Raw genomic sequence first — 16,191 nt, 5'->3', positions numbered from 1 at the left:
AACAAACTTCATCGCACTATATGCTGGGAGCAGGCCGCGTTTACTTCAATCTGTTAGGACCAGCCTCGCATATTAACCACTATGGCTAAGCTTCAACAAGTCACTGATGATTCATTGCTTTATCTCATACTATATTAAACTGGTTCATGCCAGATAAACTGATTAAGATCAATTGCAGAACTGATCTTAATCATACAAAATCAAAGGATTATATTTCAAATTTACATCAATGAACGCCGACAGGAGAATGTTACTATGAAAACAGTCTTATGGATGTACAATTCTTCACTAGATGCACATACCTCGCTCCTCTATGCAAACCAACTCGCCCAATTGCTGCAGGCCCGCCTCATGCTGCTTCGCAGCGTGTCAGCGTTTGTTGCCCTCCTTGCGGCCACGCCATCGGCTATTAGGGGTTTTAATCAACCCTATAGAGAATACCAGAACCTGAAAATTTCACACCATGTCTGCCTTTACTATCCCCTTTGAAGATTTAACACTACAACACATTGCGCAGGTGGGAGGCAAAAATGCCTCGCTCGGTGAAATGCTGCGTAACCTGGCCGTTAAAAACATCAGGGTTCCCGGCGGCTTCGCCACCACGGCCGAAGCTTACCAGGAGTTTCTGGAAAGCAACAACTTGCCTCAAGAAATTAAAAAGCACTTGTCCCGGCTGGACACCGTCCATTTTACGAATCTGCAGGAAACAGGCGCCCGTATCCGGCAACTGATACTGCAGGCAAGACTGCCCGAAAATGTCACTACAGCTATACGCACAGCTTACCAGGAAATGTGCCGGCAGTATGGAGACGATGTTCAGGTGGCGGTCAGGAGCAGTGCCACTGCAGAGGACCTGCCGGATGCCAGCTTTGCCGGTCAGCACGAGTCTTACCTGAACATATCAGGAGAAGAACAAGTGTTAAGGGCCTGCCTGCGGTGCTATGCCTCGCTTTTCACAGGCCGTGCCATTAAGTACAGGCACGACCACGGGTTCGATCACATGAAAGTGTACCTATCGGTTGGGGTGCAAAAAATGGTGCGCTCCGATCTGGCCAGTGCGGGCGTATGCTTCACACTTGATCCGGAGTCTGGTTTTGACAATGTGGTGTACATAACAGGAAGCTGGGGCTTAGGCGAGAACGTTGTGCAGGGGACCGTGAATCCGGACGAGTTCTATATATTCAAGCCAACACTCAGTCAAGGTAAGAAGGCCATCTTGAGCAAGAAGGTGGGGTCAAAGGCGCTCACGATGGTGTATGCCGAGAACAACCCTGACCAACCCACCATCAATATCGACACTCCTGCAGAAAGACAGGAGGAATATGTTCTCTCAGACAGGGAGATAACGCAGCTAGCTGAGTGGGCGGTACAGATAGAAGAGCATTACAAGCGCCCCATGGACATTGAATGGGCCAAGGACGGTGAAACGGAAGAACTCTTCATTGTGCAGGCCCGACCTGAGACGGTTCACAGTCACAAAACAAGACAGCTTACCCGTAAGACCTATACGCTTCAGGACGTAGGCGCGCCCCTTACGAGCGGCAAGGCCATTGGACACCGGATCATGAGTGGTGTCGCCAGAGTTCTGAGGTCCCCTGCCGAGGCACATCTGCTGCAGCCGGGGGAAATCCTGGTGACAGACATCACGAATCCCGATTGGGACCCTATCCTGAAAAAAGTGTCCGCTGTCATCACCAACAAAGGCGGGCGCACCAGCCACGCCGCCATCGTGGCACGGGAAATGGGCGCATTGGCGGTGGTTGGGACCGGAAACGCCACAGCAGTCATCAAGAGTGGACAGGAGATCACGGTTTCCTGCGCTGACGGCCAAAACGGGGCTGTCTATGGGGGCAGGCTCAGTTGGAAAGAGGAAGAGCTTGATTTCGGGAACCTAAGCAAGCCGGAAACTAAGGCGATGCTGATCATAGGCGACCCTGATCAAGCGTTTGAGCTCTCCCAATATCCTAATGATGGTGTAGGGCTGATGCGGCTGGAGTTTATCATCAACAACAGCATTCAGATACACCCCATGGCCTTGGTTAAGTTTCGGGAGTTAAAGGATGAAGGCGTGAAGGCACGGATTGAGGCGTTGACGCACCACCACCAAAACAAAGAAGATTACTTTGTGGAGAAGCTGGCGCAATCTGTCGCTACCATTGCTGCGGCCTTTTACCCCAAAGACGTTATCGTGCGCATGAGCGACTTCAAAACAAACGAGTATGCCAACCTGATCGGAGGAAAAGAGTTTGAGCCGGAGGAGGAAAACCCCATGCTGGGTTTCCGGGGCGCCTCCCGTTACTATAACCCCCGCTACCAGGAAGGCTTCGCCCTGGAGTGCCATGCCATGAAGCTGGTGCGGGACGAGATGGGCCTGACAAACGTAAAACTCATGATTCCGTTCTGCCGAACCGTTAAGGAAGGCCAGAAAGTACTCCAGCAGATGGAGGAGCACGGGCTGGTTCGAGGCAAGAACGGGCTGGAAGTTTACGTCATGGCAGAGATCCCGAGCAATGTGCTGCTTGCCAAAGCGTTTGCTCAGATCTTTGACGGCTTCTCCATCGGCTCCAACGACCTCACGCAACTCACCCTTGGCATCGACCGGGACTCTTCTACGGTCAGTGCCCTTTTTGATGAACAGGACGAGGCAGTAAAGTACATGATCAGCACCTTGATCCGTGTGGCGCATGAGGCTGGCGCAAAAGTTGGCCTGTGTGGCCAGGCACCGAGCGATTTTCCTGAGTTCGCCAGGATTCTGGTAGCGCAGGGCATCGACAGCATTTCTTTCAATCCGGATGCCCTGCTGCAGGGTGTAGAGAACATACTGGCCGCTGAAAGCGAGCTGAAAGAAAGAAGAGTGCCCGCTCAGGCAGTACCTCTGGACAACACAAAACTTGCAGAGATGAACTAGTGCCAGAAGCTTCTCCAACCTTTACTCCACAGGCATGGCATCTGAAGTATGGAGAAGACATATCTCAGATGCCATGCCTAAGCTGATCTTTAGATCAACGTGTATGCTGCCTAGAAGAAACCACTCCACATCGTTAAAACACAACGCTTACGAAGGTTACCATATGCAGCAACAAGTCATTTGAGGTTACCTTTCTGCAGCAGTTTAACCAGAAGGGATATGAACTGGAATTGGTAAAGCCGCTTTGGCACATAACAAAGGGAATGTAAATGACTAAACTTATGAAAACGCTTCTAGTTCCTACCGATTTCTCTGAAAATGCGACTAATGCCCTGCGTTATGCAGCTGCTTTGGCAAAACGGATGAAGGCCAGCCTCCTTTTAGTTCATGTTCTCCCTATACCGGTAATGGTTACCGCCGAAAGCACAGCCTACACGTCCTTTGATCCGCGTCTCCAGAAGTGCTACATCGGCAAGCTAAAGGCCTTAGCGCATCAGCTACAATTAGAAAATGCTTTTTCCTTAGAGATAGAATGCTATTGTGAGTATGGCCTTTTTCAGGATGTGCTGAATAGACTGGTTAGGAGCAAGCAGGCAGACCTGGTGGTGATGGGTGCCAGAGGGGCCGGTAGTCTCGTGGAGAAGGCACTCGGCACCACTGCCTCCTCTTTCATGAAAGAAGCCATATGCCCTGTTGTGGCTGTTCCCTCTGAGGCACTTTATTCTGATTTGCACAGGATAGCCTATGCCTCTGATTTCACAGGCGATGAAGCAGCATTCCTGAAGCAACTCTTCCTGTTTTCTGAACCCCTTGGGGCTGAAGTGTACATCGTACATGTGAAAACAAAAGACGCAGCCCCTGTTGCCATGGAGGAAGACCAGTTGCTGATGGAAGTTTCTGCGAAGTTCCCGGACAAAAAGTTCAGCGTAGCACAGGTAAGAGCCCGTACAGTGATAGGAGGAATTGAGATTTTTTTAAACGACAATCAAATAGTCATGTTAGCTGTCGCTGTCCATGAGCGGGGTTTTCTGCAGGGTTTGTTTCACAGGAGTGTGTCAAAACGGCTTGCCCTCAGAACAATAGTACCCTTGCTAAGCTTACCGGAGAAACCTTATAACCTGCAGCGCTACCTGGCTGACAGAGCGGAGGAAACGATGGAGTGGTAAGTCATGCGCCTGTTGCAGATGGTATTACTGGCGCTTTGAAAGAGAGGATTGTCTTAATGGTAAGCTACACCGCGTATGTGTCGCTATAAGCGACCATATTGCCCAAGTACTGACCGAGGCGACAGTAAAAACAGGAGGTAGTATATGCTCCCAGAGCGACGAAACCCAGCCTACAAGCAAAGCAAAGGATCCACTACTACTGCTTCCTCGCTGGCTTTTATATCAGCTCTGGAATCCGCTCCCCTTGAATCATAAAGCCATATAACACCATATGAGCCACTTCTAACGACTTTATTAAAGCAAGCTTGTAAAACGATATTCACCGCTGTACCGATGCGAATTTGTCTTATAGCAGAAACAGCAAACACACAGCAGACCCTTCCTGCTTTCCTTTTGAACAGGTACTGACAGCAGAGCGATAAAATTTGATTTAAATGTTAAACATGAATAAGATGAAGAAGAACATGAGTAATGCCGACAGGATGATCAGGTTGATCATTGCGGTCGTAATTGCAGTGCTATATTTCACAGGCACTCTGACCGGCACGGTGGCCATTGTGCTGCTTGTGCTGGCAGGCATCTTTGTCCTGACCAGTATGGTGGGGTATTGTCCAGTGTACGCTCTCTTTGGTTGGAACACCCGCTCCAGAACGACGAGACATTCCAGGTAGCTGCAGGCTGGTTTCATGGCAGGTCAGCCCCTTATGCTGTTGCTCCCGCGAGGAAAATCCCTTGGTGCCACTTGGTACCTCACCAGCCAATATCTGCTACTACTCCCTCAGAGCACCTGAACATGCTGCTGGCTGGTAGGGCAGCGGAGGAATTACCTTCGTGGCGCTGGCTGAGTTGCTCCAGAAAAAAGAAGTGGTCTACAAGTAGGACCGGGAGGTGCTACCCAGGCATGGCTTTATCCCTGCAAAAGAAGCGCTGGATTTACACCAACATTCCACCATTACCTCAGATAAGAACATGGGAGATTTTGACAAATACCTTCACCCTTACACTTATATGCCCGCATATAAGCAGCGCGTCGCTTATTTCTGTATGGAGTATGCCATTGATCAATCGCTGAAGATTTACGCAGGAGGTCTGGGCTTTTTGGCTGGCTCCCACATGCGGAGCGCCTATAATCTGAAGCAGAACATGATAGGAATTGGCATTTTGTGGAAATACGGCTACTATGATCAGGTGCGTCAGCCTGACCAGACCATGGGAGTGTTGTTTCAGAAGAAGATCTACAGTTTTCTGGAGGAGACAGAAATCCGCTTCACCATTACCGTGAATCACGCCCCGGTGCAGGTAGGGGTTCATTACCTTCCGCCCCGTGTTTTCGGCACGGTTCCCCTCTTCCTACTCTCCACTGACTTACCGGAGAACAATTACCTGGCGCAGACAATATCGCACAAATTGTACGACGTTGACAAGAGCGCTAAAATAGCAGCCAGCATCCTGCTAGGTGCCGGTGGTATGAAGCTGCTCGAAATATTGAATTTTGCACCCGATGTTTACCACTTGAATGAAGCACATGCCCTGCCTCTTGCCTTCTCCTTGTTCGAAAAGTATGGCAATGTGGAGGAAGTCAGGAATAGAGTCGTTTTCACGACACACACACCCGAAGAAGCTGGCAATGAAAAAACAGACATCCGGTTGTTAAGCGACATGAATTTCTTTTCACAGCTTAGCCTGGAGCAGGTCAGGCAGATTACACAAATGGAGGGAGACACCTTTAATCACTCTCTTGCTGCGCTGCGCTTGTCCCGGATGTCAAACGGGGTGTCACGGATGCACGGGGAAACGGTGGTTAAAAACTGGAGCGGCTATCAGGGCATTTGCCCCATCACCTATATAACGAATGCGCAAAGTTATTTCTACTGGGCTGACAAGGAAATGTATGACCATTTGTTTTCTGAAGAGGATGAGATGCTGCTTGCCCGGAAGCGGGAGCTGAAGAGAGAGCTTTTTAAGGAGGTGGCCGACCAGACAGGTGACATGCTGCAACAGGATGTGTTTACCATTGTCTGGGCCAGAAGATTTGCTGCTTATAAGCGGGCGGACTTACTGCTGGAGAATTTGGACCGCTTTCTTAGTTTCCTCACAGATATGACTCAGCCTGTTCAGGTAATCTGGGCTCGAAAGCCTTATCCCATAGATTACGAGGCCATCTCTGTGTTTAACAAACTGGTACACCTAAGCGAACAGTATACCAACTTTTCAGTGCTGGTCGGCTATGAACTGAAGCTTTCCAAACTGCTGAAGCAGGGAGCTGACCTTTGGCTCAACACACCCCTGATAACCCATGAAGCCTCCGGAACCAGCGGCATGTCCGCCGCCATGAACGGGGCTGTTGTCTTTTCCACAGCGGATGGTTGGTTCCCGGAATTTGTGCAGCATGGGGAGAATGGCTTTGTGGTACCACCTGTAAATCCAACGCTCTCCCTCCATGAGCAGAATAATCATGATGCGACGCATATTCTGGATATGCTACAAAACGAGATTCTCCCGATGTACTACACAAAAAAAGGGAAATGGCTCTCTGTGACAAAAAACAGCATGCGGGATATACTGCCTTACTTTGATTCCACCCGTATGGCACAGGAATATTATGAGAAGCTGTATAGCAGGTAATCTTTCTCCAAAGCTGCCTGTGCCTTCGATACCGGTTGCAACACCATCTGCTGCAGGTGTAAAAAAGACTCAGCTTCGACAAATCAATACGCTTAACAAATCGACTCACATTGCCTGGAACGGAAGACAATATGAAAATTTATTATTGGTACATTTTATTCCTGCTCGCTTTAATGAACAGCAGCAGCACCAATATTAGAAAACCTGTTCAGCAGGCGCCGCACCCACAGTGTCTTCGCCTTGAGCAGGCCTTGCAACAGTACCGGGCGTTAGCTGCTAACCACGAATGGATTTATTTTCCGGGAAAAATCCGTTTGCACCCCGGCGACAGCAATGAGTATGTTTCAAGTCTTCGGAGAGTCTTGTCCCTCGCTGGAGACCTGAAAGCATCTGATTCCCTGTCCCACCCTTTGTTTGACGAAGCGCTCACGAAAGCTGTAAAAGGATTCCAGCAAAGACACGGGTTGGTAGCAGACGGTGTGGTTGGCCAAGAAACACTGCAGGAACTAAACATATCGCCGTCCCAACGGCTCAGGCAAATAGAGGTAAATTTAATGCGCTGGAAAGCGTTCAACAAAGAAACCGCGCTCCCTCTCGTATTTGTGAATATTCCTGATTACACCCTGCAACTGCTTGACAAGACTGGGCAAACCATCTGGACTACCCGGGTAGTAGTTGGCAAGCCTGCTAAAGCGTTCCAGACCAAGCCCATAGACAGCAGCATAAAGCACCTTGTCCTAAACCCCAGCTGGAATGTACCCCAAAGTATCTTCCGAAAAGAAATCATTCCGTTACTTCAAAAGGATAGAGGCTGCCTGACGCGCAACCATATGGTTTTATACCGGCAGCAGGGAAATAAGAAAACAAGCATCCCCTAAATGCTGTAAACTGGCATAAGCCAAACCCCGACCGGGACGGGCTGCGGGTTGTTCAGGTCCCAGGCCCCTGGAATGCCTTAGGGAAGGTTAAATTCCTGTTTTCAACTTCTTATGCCCAGTATCTGCACGACACACCTGCCAAAGCCCTCTTCATGCAGCCATACCGCGCCCTCAGCCACGGCTGTGTGCGGGTGCAGCACCCTGATACCCTTGCAGCTTTTCTACTTAGTGAAAACTGGATGAGGAAAAAAGATGTGCAGGCGTTGTGGGCAACGTCTACACCTGACAAGCGAGTATATCTTCCAAAGCCAGTTCAGGTGAAGCTTGGCTACTTTACCTGCTGGGTAGATGATAGGGGAGTGCTGCAGTTCCGGAGGGACATCTACAAACGGGACATGCTACTTGCTCATACAGCAATTGCTTTGTATAGGAAATGAAAAGTCACATCAGAGGAACTATCGGTTTTGTAAAACCTGCTTCAAAAAATTGTTAGAACAAGAACCAGCCCTGGGGTGAGAAAGTCCTATAAAGCGGCTCAGCCGACTTACTTAATGTGAACACGGGAATTAAATAACAGATAACCTGTTGGTTTTGAGCTATATATAATATGTAAATTACAAAGCTACATTTATATAATTTGTTATTTGTTGGTGTTTCAAAGCTAATCCGCACGAAACAGATGAACAAAGCTGTAAATATTTATACTCAAGGCACTGAACTAGGGATTTCAAAGTTAATTCCCGTGTTCATGCATGTTTACTTGTGAAACAGAGCAGTTAAAGGAAAGGAAACAGCACTCTTGGCCATTGACAAGTAAACAAATAGAGGCGAATACACTGATATATGTAGCTGTGCATCCAGCTAACCGCTTTACACTAACTCTAAAAACGGAGGATTCCCTAAGCGCTGGCACAATGATCTAAATCACTTCTGTTCCTGACACTAATCTTATATTAGAAAGGATTTAAATGTTAACTTTATAATAGTTTGTAAAGCTTTTTTATCTCCTGTCCATAAAAAATATTTTATACAGGATTTTTTCAATATGTCCGGAGAATACGTTTTCCTATTGTAATCAGCTGGCTCAGCACCTGCGGGCCGTTGTGGCACGGGTGCAACCTAACACAGCAAGCACCCTCGTCTGTGGGCGAGTAAAGTTGCCCAGAGGTTTCTTTTCCTTTAAAAACGATAGGCAGCATGGAACGAAGCATGGTAAGCAGGAATATTTCGGCGAACCCGCCTTCTTCCCGAAACAAGGCGGCGTTGGTGTTAGGGCTGCTAAAACCTTACAAAAAGTGGCTCCTGATCATATTAGCCGCCATGCTTGCTGAAACGGCCATGGGCCTTGCCGCCCCCTGGCCACTGAAGATCATTATTGACAATGTCATCAGCCATCATCTGCTACCGGATTGGCTGGCATGGGTAGGGGACATGTCATTGCTGAAAAATAAAGTGGAGTTAGCTGCTGTAGCCGCCGTCTCCATTGTTATATTAACGGCATTAGGGGGAGGGGCCAGTTATATCAACAGTTATTATACAGAGAGCGTGGCCCAGTATGTGGCCAACGATTTACGTCGCTGGGTGTACCACCACCTGCTGCAGCTTTCCCTGTCTTACTTCGACAACCACCAGGTAGGAAAACTGCTCAGCACTATCACTTCCGATGTGTCCACAATTCAGGACTTTGCTTCGGAAACCCTGCTGAATATCCTCATCGACGCACTGACCATCACGGGCATGCTTTGCGTGATGTTTTACCTCAGTTGGGACTTTACCCTGATGCTGGTTGGGGTGTCTCCTTTTCTCCTGATATTTATGATCCGCTTTAAAAACGCGGTAAAAAAGGCCACTCGCGAAGTTCGGAAAGATCAGGCAGAAATGGTGACTGTACTACAGCAGGGCTTAGAATCTGTTCGGGCCATCAATGCTTTCGGGCGGCAGGAGTTGGAAGAGGACCGGCTGAAAAGAGTAAGTTTTGAAACCATAGAGGCCGCTTTGAAGGCCAGGCAGGTAAAATCTCTCGTCTCTCCCGTCGTCACCATTACTGTATCGCTTTGCACAGCTTTTGTGCTTTGGCGTGGGGCTCATCTGGTAGTAGCTGGTGTGATGACAGTGGGTGCTTTAACCGTTTTTCTGTCTTACCTGAATAAATTCTTCAACCCGGTAAAGAACTTGGCGAAAATGACAACAAACATTGCCCAAGCCTTGGTCGCACTCGAGCGCATCCAGCAGATACTGGGCACTGTGACGGTAATAGCCGAAAGACCGGGTGCCCAAGCCCCTGGTCACCTGAAAGGGGATATTGTATTCGAGAGGGTGGCTTTTGCCTATAATCCGGAAGCCCCTGTTCTACATGACATTAACCTGGTAATCCGGGCAGGCCAGCATGTTGGCATATGCGGGCCCACTGGGGGGGCAAGTCAACCATTGCCAGCCTCATCCCCCGCTTTTACGATCCGACTGCCGGTAAAATACTAATTGACGGGAAAGACATCCGGGAGTATAAACTAAGTGAGCTGCGTATGCAAATTAGCTTCGTGTTGCAGGACACTGTGCTGTTCTATGGCTCTGTACAGGAGAATATCGCCTATGGGAGGCCAGAGGCTACATCTGAAGAAATCATAGAATCCGCAAAAAAAGCCTTTGCGCATGAGTTTATCAGTCAGTTGCCGCAGGGCTATAGTACTTTGGTGGGAGAAAGAGGTCTGACCCTCTCCGGGGGGGAGCGTCAGCGCATCGGCATTGCCCGGGCCATTGTGCGCAATTCCCCCATTCTCATTCTGGATGAACCGACCGCTTCGCTGGACCTAGTGTCTGAACAGAGTGTGATGAAAGCGCTTGAGGAATTGATGAAAGGGCGCACGGTACTTACGATTACACACCGCCTCCACACTATTCGGCATGCTGATAAAATTTTTGTGGTGAAAGGCGGCTATGTGGTGGAAGAAGGCAGCCACGAGGAGTTGTTGAAGCAAGACGCCGTATATGCGGAGCTTCACCGCCTAAAGGGGGCACACCCGCCCGTATCTTCCGAAATCCCTCCTGTTCGAAAATAAGCATGCGTCAGGTATTCCTTGCCTCCGATACGATAGAACAGCTGTTCCGGCAGCTACAGACAAGCGCCAGCGGGCTTAATGCCACCACTGCTAAGAGAAGAATTTCAGCACAGAGAAAGAGCACCAGAACCCATACCAAGCTGCATGATCAGGTAAAACTACTCCTCCGCCAGTTTAGTAATCCGCTGATGCTGTTGCTCATCATCATCGTCATCCTTTCTGCTTTTCTGGGAGAGACCTCCGACACACTCATCATACTTTTTATCCTGCTGCTCTCCGGCCTGCTGGGCTTTCTGCAAGAGTTGCAAGCAGGCAATGCCGTTGAAAAGCTCCTGAAGATGATTGAGGTGCAACACCTGGTAGTGCGGGATGGCAAAGAAGTAAGCATGCACACACAGGAGGTGGTACCTGGAGATGTCATTCTTTTAAATGCAGGAGATATGATCCCGGCGGACTGCCGCATTATCGATAGCAAGGAGCTGCATGTGAACGAGAGCACCCTAACCGGGGAGACTTTTCCCGTGGCCAAAGCGCCCGGAATATTGCCGGAGGAAACACCATTAAGCAAAAAAAGCAACTGTCTCTGGCAGGGCACCAATGTCGTGAGCGGCACTGCCAAAGTGCTGGCGGTGCATACAGGACAGGACACAGTGTTCGGTCAGATGGCTCACAGCCTGACGCAGCACTTGCCCACCGCGTTTGAAGCAGGTCTCAAAGGCTTCGGCTATTTTCTCCTTCGCGTCACGGTGTTGCTGGCTACCTTCATTCTTGCCACCAACCTGTACTTCGACAAGCCCTTTTTCAACTCGCTGCTGTTCTCCCTGGCGCTGGCCATCGGGATGGCCCCGGAGCTGCTCCCCGCCGTCATGACATTCGCCATGTCGGCGGGCGCAAGGCGCATGATGAAAAGAAAAGTCATCGTAAAGCGCCTCTCCTCCATTTTCAACCTTGGGGAAGTGAATGTGTTGTGTACTGATAAAACCGGCACCATTACCGAAGGATCTGTCAAAGTGTATGCAATTGTAGATACCGCCGGGAAGTCGGACCCAAAGGCTACACTATATGCTTTTCTAAATGCTACTTTTCAAAGTGGTTTCACCAACCCCATTGATGAAGTCATTCGTTCCCTGCCGGTCACAGCCACCGGGTTCGAAAAAATCGATGAGATTCCGTACGACTTCATCCGCAAGCGGCTTTCTATTGCGGTGCGGAGCAAGAAAGGAAATCTCCTGATTACGAAAGGAGCTATACAAAACGTCCTGGACGTATGCAGTGGAGTCTTGGCGGAAGACGGCACCGAGAAGGAACTGAATGGGCCCGAGCGCAAGCGTTTGCTGCGTAAAGCAGAAGCCTACAGCCAGCAAGGGCTCCGTGTGTTAGGTATCGCCTACAGGCAAAGTACTAAAGACTCTTTCGGGCACGAGGATGAGCAGCAGATGGTATTTCAAGGCTTCATCTTGCTGGAAGACAGACTCAAAGATAGCACCGCTGCTGCGCTGGATCGGTTGGAGAAAATGGGGATTGGTGTCAAGATCATCACCGGCGACAACCGATATGCCGCCATGCACGCAGCCAGCGCCTTGGGCATGGACACGTCCAACCTCATCAGCGGTCAGGCCTTGAACCAGATGTCACCGGAGGCCCTGACGGTGAATGCGGCCCGCACAGCTGTTTTTGCGGAGATCGAGCCCTATCAGAAAGAGCGGATTGTTCGGGCGCTGCAGATGTCCAGGCTCAGGGTAGCGTACCTTGGGGATGGTATCAATGACGTGGCGGCTATTCATGCTGCCGATACCGGCATTTCCACCAACAATGCGGTAGACGTAGCAAAGGAAGCGGCAGACTTTGTGCTGCTGGAAAAAGATCTGGGCGTGCTAGCAGATGGCGTACAGGAGGGCCGAAAATCCTTTGCCAACTCTATGAAGTACATCTTTGCAACAACCGGCGCGACCTTCGGCAACATGTTCAGCGTGGCCGGCGCTTCGCTGCTGTTGCCCTTTCTGCCCATGCTCCCCAAGCAAATCCTGCTCACCAATCTGATCACAGACCTCCCTTACCTGGCGGTGTCCTCGGACCATGTGGATGAAGAACAGCTTCTTCGTCCGTTACAATGGAACATCGGCCTGACGCGCCGCTTCATGCTCGTCTTCGGCTTGCACAGTTCCCTGTTCGACTTCGTCACCTTCTACACGCTGTATTTCTATTTTGGGCTCCGGGATGCTCCTTTTCGGACTGGTTGGTTTCTGGAGTCGATTGCAACGGAACTGCTCATCGTGTTTATCATAAGAACCAGGAAACCACTCCTCAAAAGCAGGCCTCATCCGCTTCTACTCTGGTTAGCTGCACTCGCACTCGCAATCACGATCTGGTTGCCTTTTTCCCCACTTGCTCCCTTACTAGGCCTGGCTTTTGCCCATCAGGTGGAAGTATTAACAATAGGTGCTATTCTGTTGCTGTATGTGGTGACAGGTGAGTTGCTCAAGCGCTGGTTCTTCAACGCCAATCTGGATAAAAGAAATGGCAAACACCTTTCTACTGTTTAGTTTCACTGACTGTGATATAGAGAAAGGGAAGGCAAGCTTAGCAGAAGTGCCCTTAGGCGAGGCGTAAGCTTCACTTATACTGTCAGTAAATAAAAAGTGTTTCTGGCGGATTAGAACCAGCAGATCAGCCATATGCTCCTTTACAAACGCCCCAATTCCCTCCACTATATCCTGCTGACGCGCAAAGTTCACACTGAAGACAAGGCATGATTAAATCTTGTTGGAAGCGGCATCTGTTTCGCTTTTGCTTTAGGCCATTATATGAAATCAGCTTTTTATATGCGGCAAAAAGAGAGCTTCTTCTGGGTCGGCACCTAACGTGCTGCGAAACCTTTGCGAAAAGCTTTTGCGAAACGCATCCCTGGCACAGCCTGTAAATATTTCTACTTTGTACTTGCAGGCAGCCTCAGGCATACAGTATATATAATTTTCCGTAAACTTTGTTTATATTACTTAACCCAGGTTGCGGTTTACAATCATTAAAAATTGATCAGTTTTATATATCGCAACTTGAGCTATTTACTACCGACTGCAGCATATGGGATCATGGTTTACTATAGAAGGTTCCCCTTTCCCGCTGGGGGTGACGTATCTACCCGGAGAAGACGCGTATAACTTCACGCTATACTCTAAAAGTGCCTCCCTTGTCAAGCTCCTGTTGTTTGTGGAGGAGGTATATGAGAAACCGGTAATCTCGTTTGACCTGGACCCTCTGGTGCATAAATCGCAACGGGTGTGGCACTGCCGGCTAAAGCGATGCCAAATGGCCGGAGCCCAGTATTATGCCTTTCAGGTACAGCATTCATCGGATGTATTGAGCGACTTATGCCATATCGACTCCGAGAAACTCCTGCTCGACCCTTATGCGAAAGAAATTTTCTTTCCGCCAGAGTTTAGCCGGAGTGCAGCGAGCCGTCCTGGTTCTAATATGGGCAAAGCGCCGCTCGGCTACATTCTGCCCAACCACGGGGAGTTTGACTGGCAGGGGGACCGCATGGTTGCGCATGAACATGATCTGGTTGTGTATGAAATGCACGTGCGGGGTTTTACCCGTAACCCCAATTCCAGTGTAGACAAAGAAATCCGAGGTACCTTTGCAGGGGTGGTCGATAAGATCCCTTACCTGAAGGAGTTGGGAATAACGGCTGTAGAGTTGATGCCAGTGCATCAGTTTGACCCTCAGGCAGGTGATTACTGGGGATATATGCCCCTTAACTTCTTCTCCCCACATAAAAGTTTTGCGGCGGATCAATGCCCGGCTGGCGCGATATTGGAGTTCAAAACCATGGTGCGGGAGCTGCATAAAGCAAGTATTGAAGTCATTCTGGATGTAGCTTTCAGCCACACCACCGAGGAAGGCCTGAGTGGCCCTACATATCATCTGAAAGGCATAGACGCCTCTACCTATTACCTGGTGCAGGAAGACCCGCAGGTCCCTTTTCTGAACTATAGCGGCACGGGGAACACCCTCCGCACCGACCACCCGGCCGTGCAGCGTATGATTATGGATAGCCTGCGGTATTGGGTAAAGGAGATGCATGTGGATGGTTTTCGCTTCGACCTGGCCTCCATCTTCACCCGCCGGTCGGATGGGTCTGTGGGCGAGGCACCCATATTCTCAGACATTGCCACAGACCCTGACCTGGCCCACGTCAGGCTGATCGCCGAACCATGGGACGCGCAAGGCCTCTACCAACTGGGCCGCGACTTCCCGGGGAGAACCTGGCTGCAGTGGAACGGCGGCTTTCGGGATGACGTGCGCCGGTTTGTCAAGGGCGACGAAGCAATGGTTGGTGCTCTGATGCAACGGCTCTATGGGAGCGACAATCTCTTCCCGGATGACCTGCTCAACGCCTGCCATCCCTACCAAAGTGTCAACTATATAACCTCGCACGATGGTTTTACCCTTTATGACCTGGTTTCTTACAATGATAAACACAACATGGCGAATGGGCACAACAATGGAGACGGGAACACAGTGAATTACAGCTGGAACAGTGGCTGGGAAGGAGATGCGCAGGTGCCGGCAGAGGTGCTTGCCCGGCGGAAGCAGCAGGCGAAAAACTTTTTCATGCTCCTCCTGCTGGCCAACGGCACGCCCATGTTCGTGGCTGGCGATGAGTTCCTGCAGACCCAGGGAGGCAACAACAACCCCTATAACCAGGATAACCCGACTACCTGGCTGGACTGGAGCCGCCTGGAGCTAATGGCTGCGCACTTCGAATTCGTTCGCAAAGCCATTGCTTTCCGGAAGCGCCACCCCAGCCTGGGGCGCAGCCGCTTCTGGCGTGACGATGTCACGTGGTACGGCTCCAAGGGATTTGTGGATTGGGGCCCGGCTTCACACAGCCTGGCTTTCTGCCTGAAAGGAGAAAGCCAGGGGGACCGCGATATATATGTGATGATCAACTCCTACTGGGAAAGCATCGATTTTCATTTTATGGAGCCCGGCCCTTGGTTCCGGATAGTGGACACCAGCCTGGAGTCGCCCCAGGATTTCCTGCCAGAAGACCATATAGAGGAGATTCAACATCCGCATTATGATGTCTGTTCCCGCTCCGTGGCTGTTTTCCTTCGGTAGAAAGCACCCTGGCCTCCACCGTGTAAAAGAAGCAGCCTACTCATCCAGCGCGTTATTTTAAAAAGGTCACCAGCATCCTCTCCAGGGGAGAGGGGTGGCATGCGGATGTGTGAAGAGGCACCGGAACCTGTTTCCCCTGAAGAGGATGCGTAGGGTGCCCCGAGCTGGCACAAGTGGCTATTTCGACATCCTGTAAGCCTCGGGTAACCCAGAGAGCGGGGGCTGGCGGGGCAGATTAGACAGGTCCATGAGCAGCGCAAGTGCCACTATGGCTCCCCGGGATTGCCGATGAAACTGGGGAGCAGTGTCCCCGCCATGTGCATCCAGAACAATGCAGAAGCACTGGATACAGACCACCGACTCTAGCCGCACCCATGCCGTGGCTGAGCATCAGCTGTCAAGGGATTCCCATGCGGCAAGGCTGGCAGAGAAAC

10 protein-coding genes are annotated in these 16,191 nt (G+C 50.3%); all 10 read left to right on the top strand.

From position 1 onward, the window contains the following. The first annotated feature begins 463 nt into the window (after positions 1-463). The gene (gene ppsA, locus GSQ62_RS03710; protein ID WP_161888258.1) at positions 464-2,908 is read left to right on the top strand and encodes a phosphoenolpyruvate synthase; all 2,445 of its coding nucleotides are present in this window, start codon (positions 464-466) and stop codon (positions 2,906-2,908) included. A 281-nt stretch (positions 2,909-3,189) separates the two neighbouring features. Then, positions 3,190-4,074 (top strand): universal stress protein, encoded by an 885-nt coding sequence (locus GSQ62_RS03705; protein ID WP_161888257.1) that lies wholly within the window; start codon positions 3,190-3,192, stop codon positions 4,072-4,074. A gap of 452 nt (positions 4,075-4,526) precedes the next feature. Further along, positions 4,527-4,745 carry a YgaP family membrane protein gene (locus GSQ62_RS03700; protein WP_161888256.1) on the top strand — a complete coding sequence of 73 codons (219 nt, stop codon included), beginning with the start codon at positions 4,527-4,529 and terminating at the stop codon, positions 4,743-4,745. 337 nt (positions 4,746-5,082) lie between these two features. After that, positions 5,083-6,699 (top strand): alpha-glucan family phosphorylase, encoded by a 1,617-nt coding sequence (gene glgP / locus GSQ62_RS03695; protein ID WP_237586957.1) that lies wholly within the window; start codon positions 5,083-5,085, stop codon positions 6,697-6,699. Between the two features lie 131 nt (positions 6,700-6,830). Continuing rightward, on the top strand, positions 6,831-7,577 hold the full coding sequence (locus GSQ62_RS03690; protein ID WP_161888254.1) for a peptidoglycan-binding protein: 747 nt from the start codon (positions 6,831-6,833) through the stop codon (positions 7,575-7,577). Positions 7,578-7,618: 41 nt separating this feature from the next. Beyond that, complete coding sequence (locus tag GSQ62_RS21120; protein ID WP_161891305.1) at positions 7,619-8,014, top strand: L,D-transpeptidase family protein; 396 nt, start codon at positions 7,619-7,621, stop codon at positions 8,012-8,014. Positions 8,015-8,774: 760 nt separating this feature from the next. Further along, positions 8,775-10,055: an ABC transporter ATP-binding protein gene (locus GSQ62_RS03680; protein WP_202621834.1), complete on the top strand. Its 1,281-nt coding sequence runs from the start codon at positions 8,775-8,777 to the stop codon at positions 10,053-10,055. Further along, positions 9,974-10,633 carry an ABC transporter ATP-binding protein gene (locus tag GSQ62_RS20615; RefSeq protein ID WP_202621833.1) on the top strand — a complete coding sequence of 220 codons (660 nt, stop codon included), beginning with the start codon at positions 9,974-9,976 and terminating at the stop codon, positions 10,631-10,633. Before GSQ62_RS03680 ends, GSQ62_RS20615 begins: the two co-directional genes overlap by 82 nt. Positions 10,634-10,635: 2 nt before the next feature. Continuing rightward, positions 10,636-13,176, top strand: coding sequence for a magnesium-translocating P-type ATPase (mgtA, locus tag GSQ62_RS03675; protein ID WP_161888253.1), 2,541 nt, complete (start codon positions 10,636-10,638; stop codon positions 13,174-13,176). A 538-nt stretch (positions 13,177-13,714) separates the two neighbouring features. After that, positions 13,715-15,757, top strand: a complete 2,043-nt coding sequence (locus GSQ62_RS03670) for a glycogen debranching protein (RefSeq protein ID WP_161888252.1) — start codon at positions 13,715-13,717, stop codon at positions 15,755-15,757. The last annotated feature ends 434 nt before the right edge of the window (positions 15,758-16,191 follow it).

The sequence above is a fragment of the Pontibacter russatus genome, assembly GCF_009931655.1.
Taxonomy (GTDB): Bacteria; Bacteroidota; Bacteroidia; order Cytophagales; family Hymenobacteraceae; genus Pontibacter; species Pontibacter russatus.
Note: the sequence above shows the minus strand (reverse complement) of the source record. Positions and strands in the feature narration are given on the sequence as shown.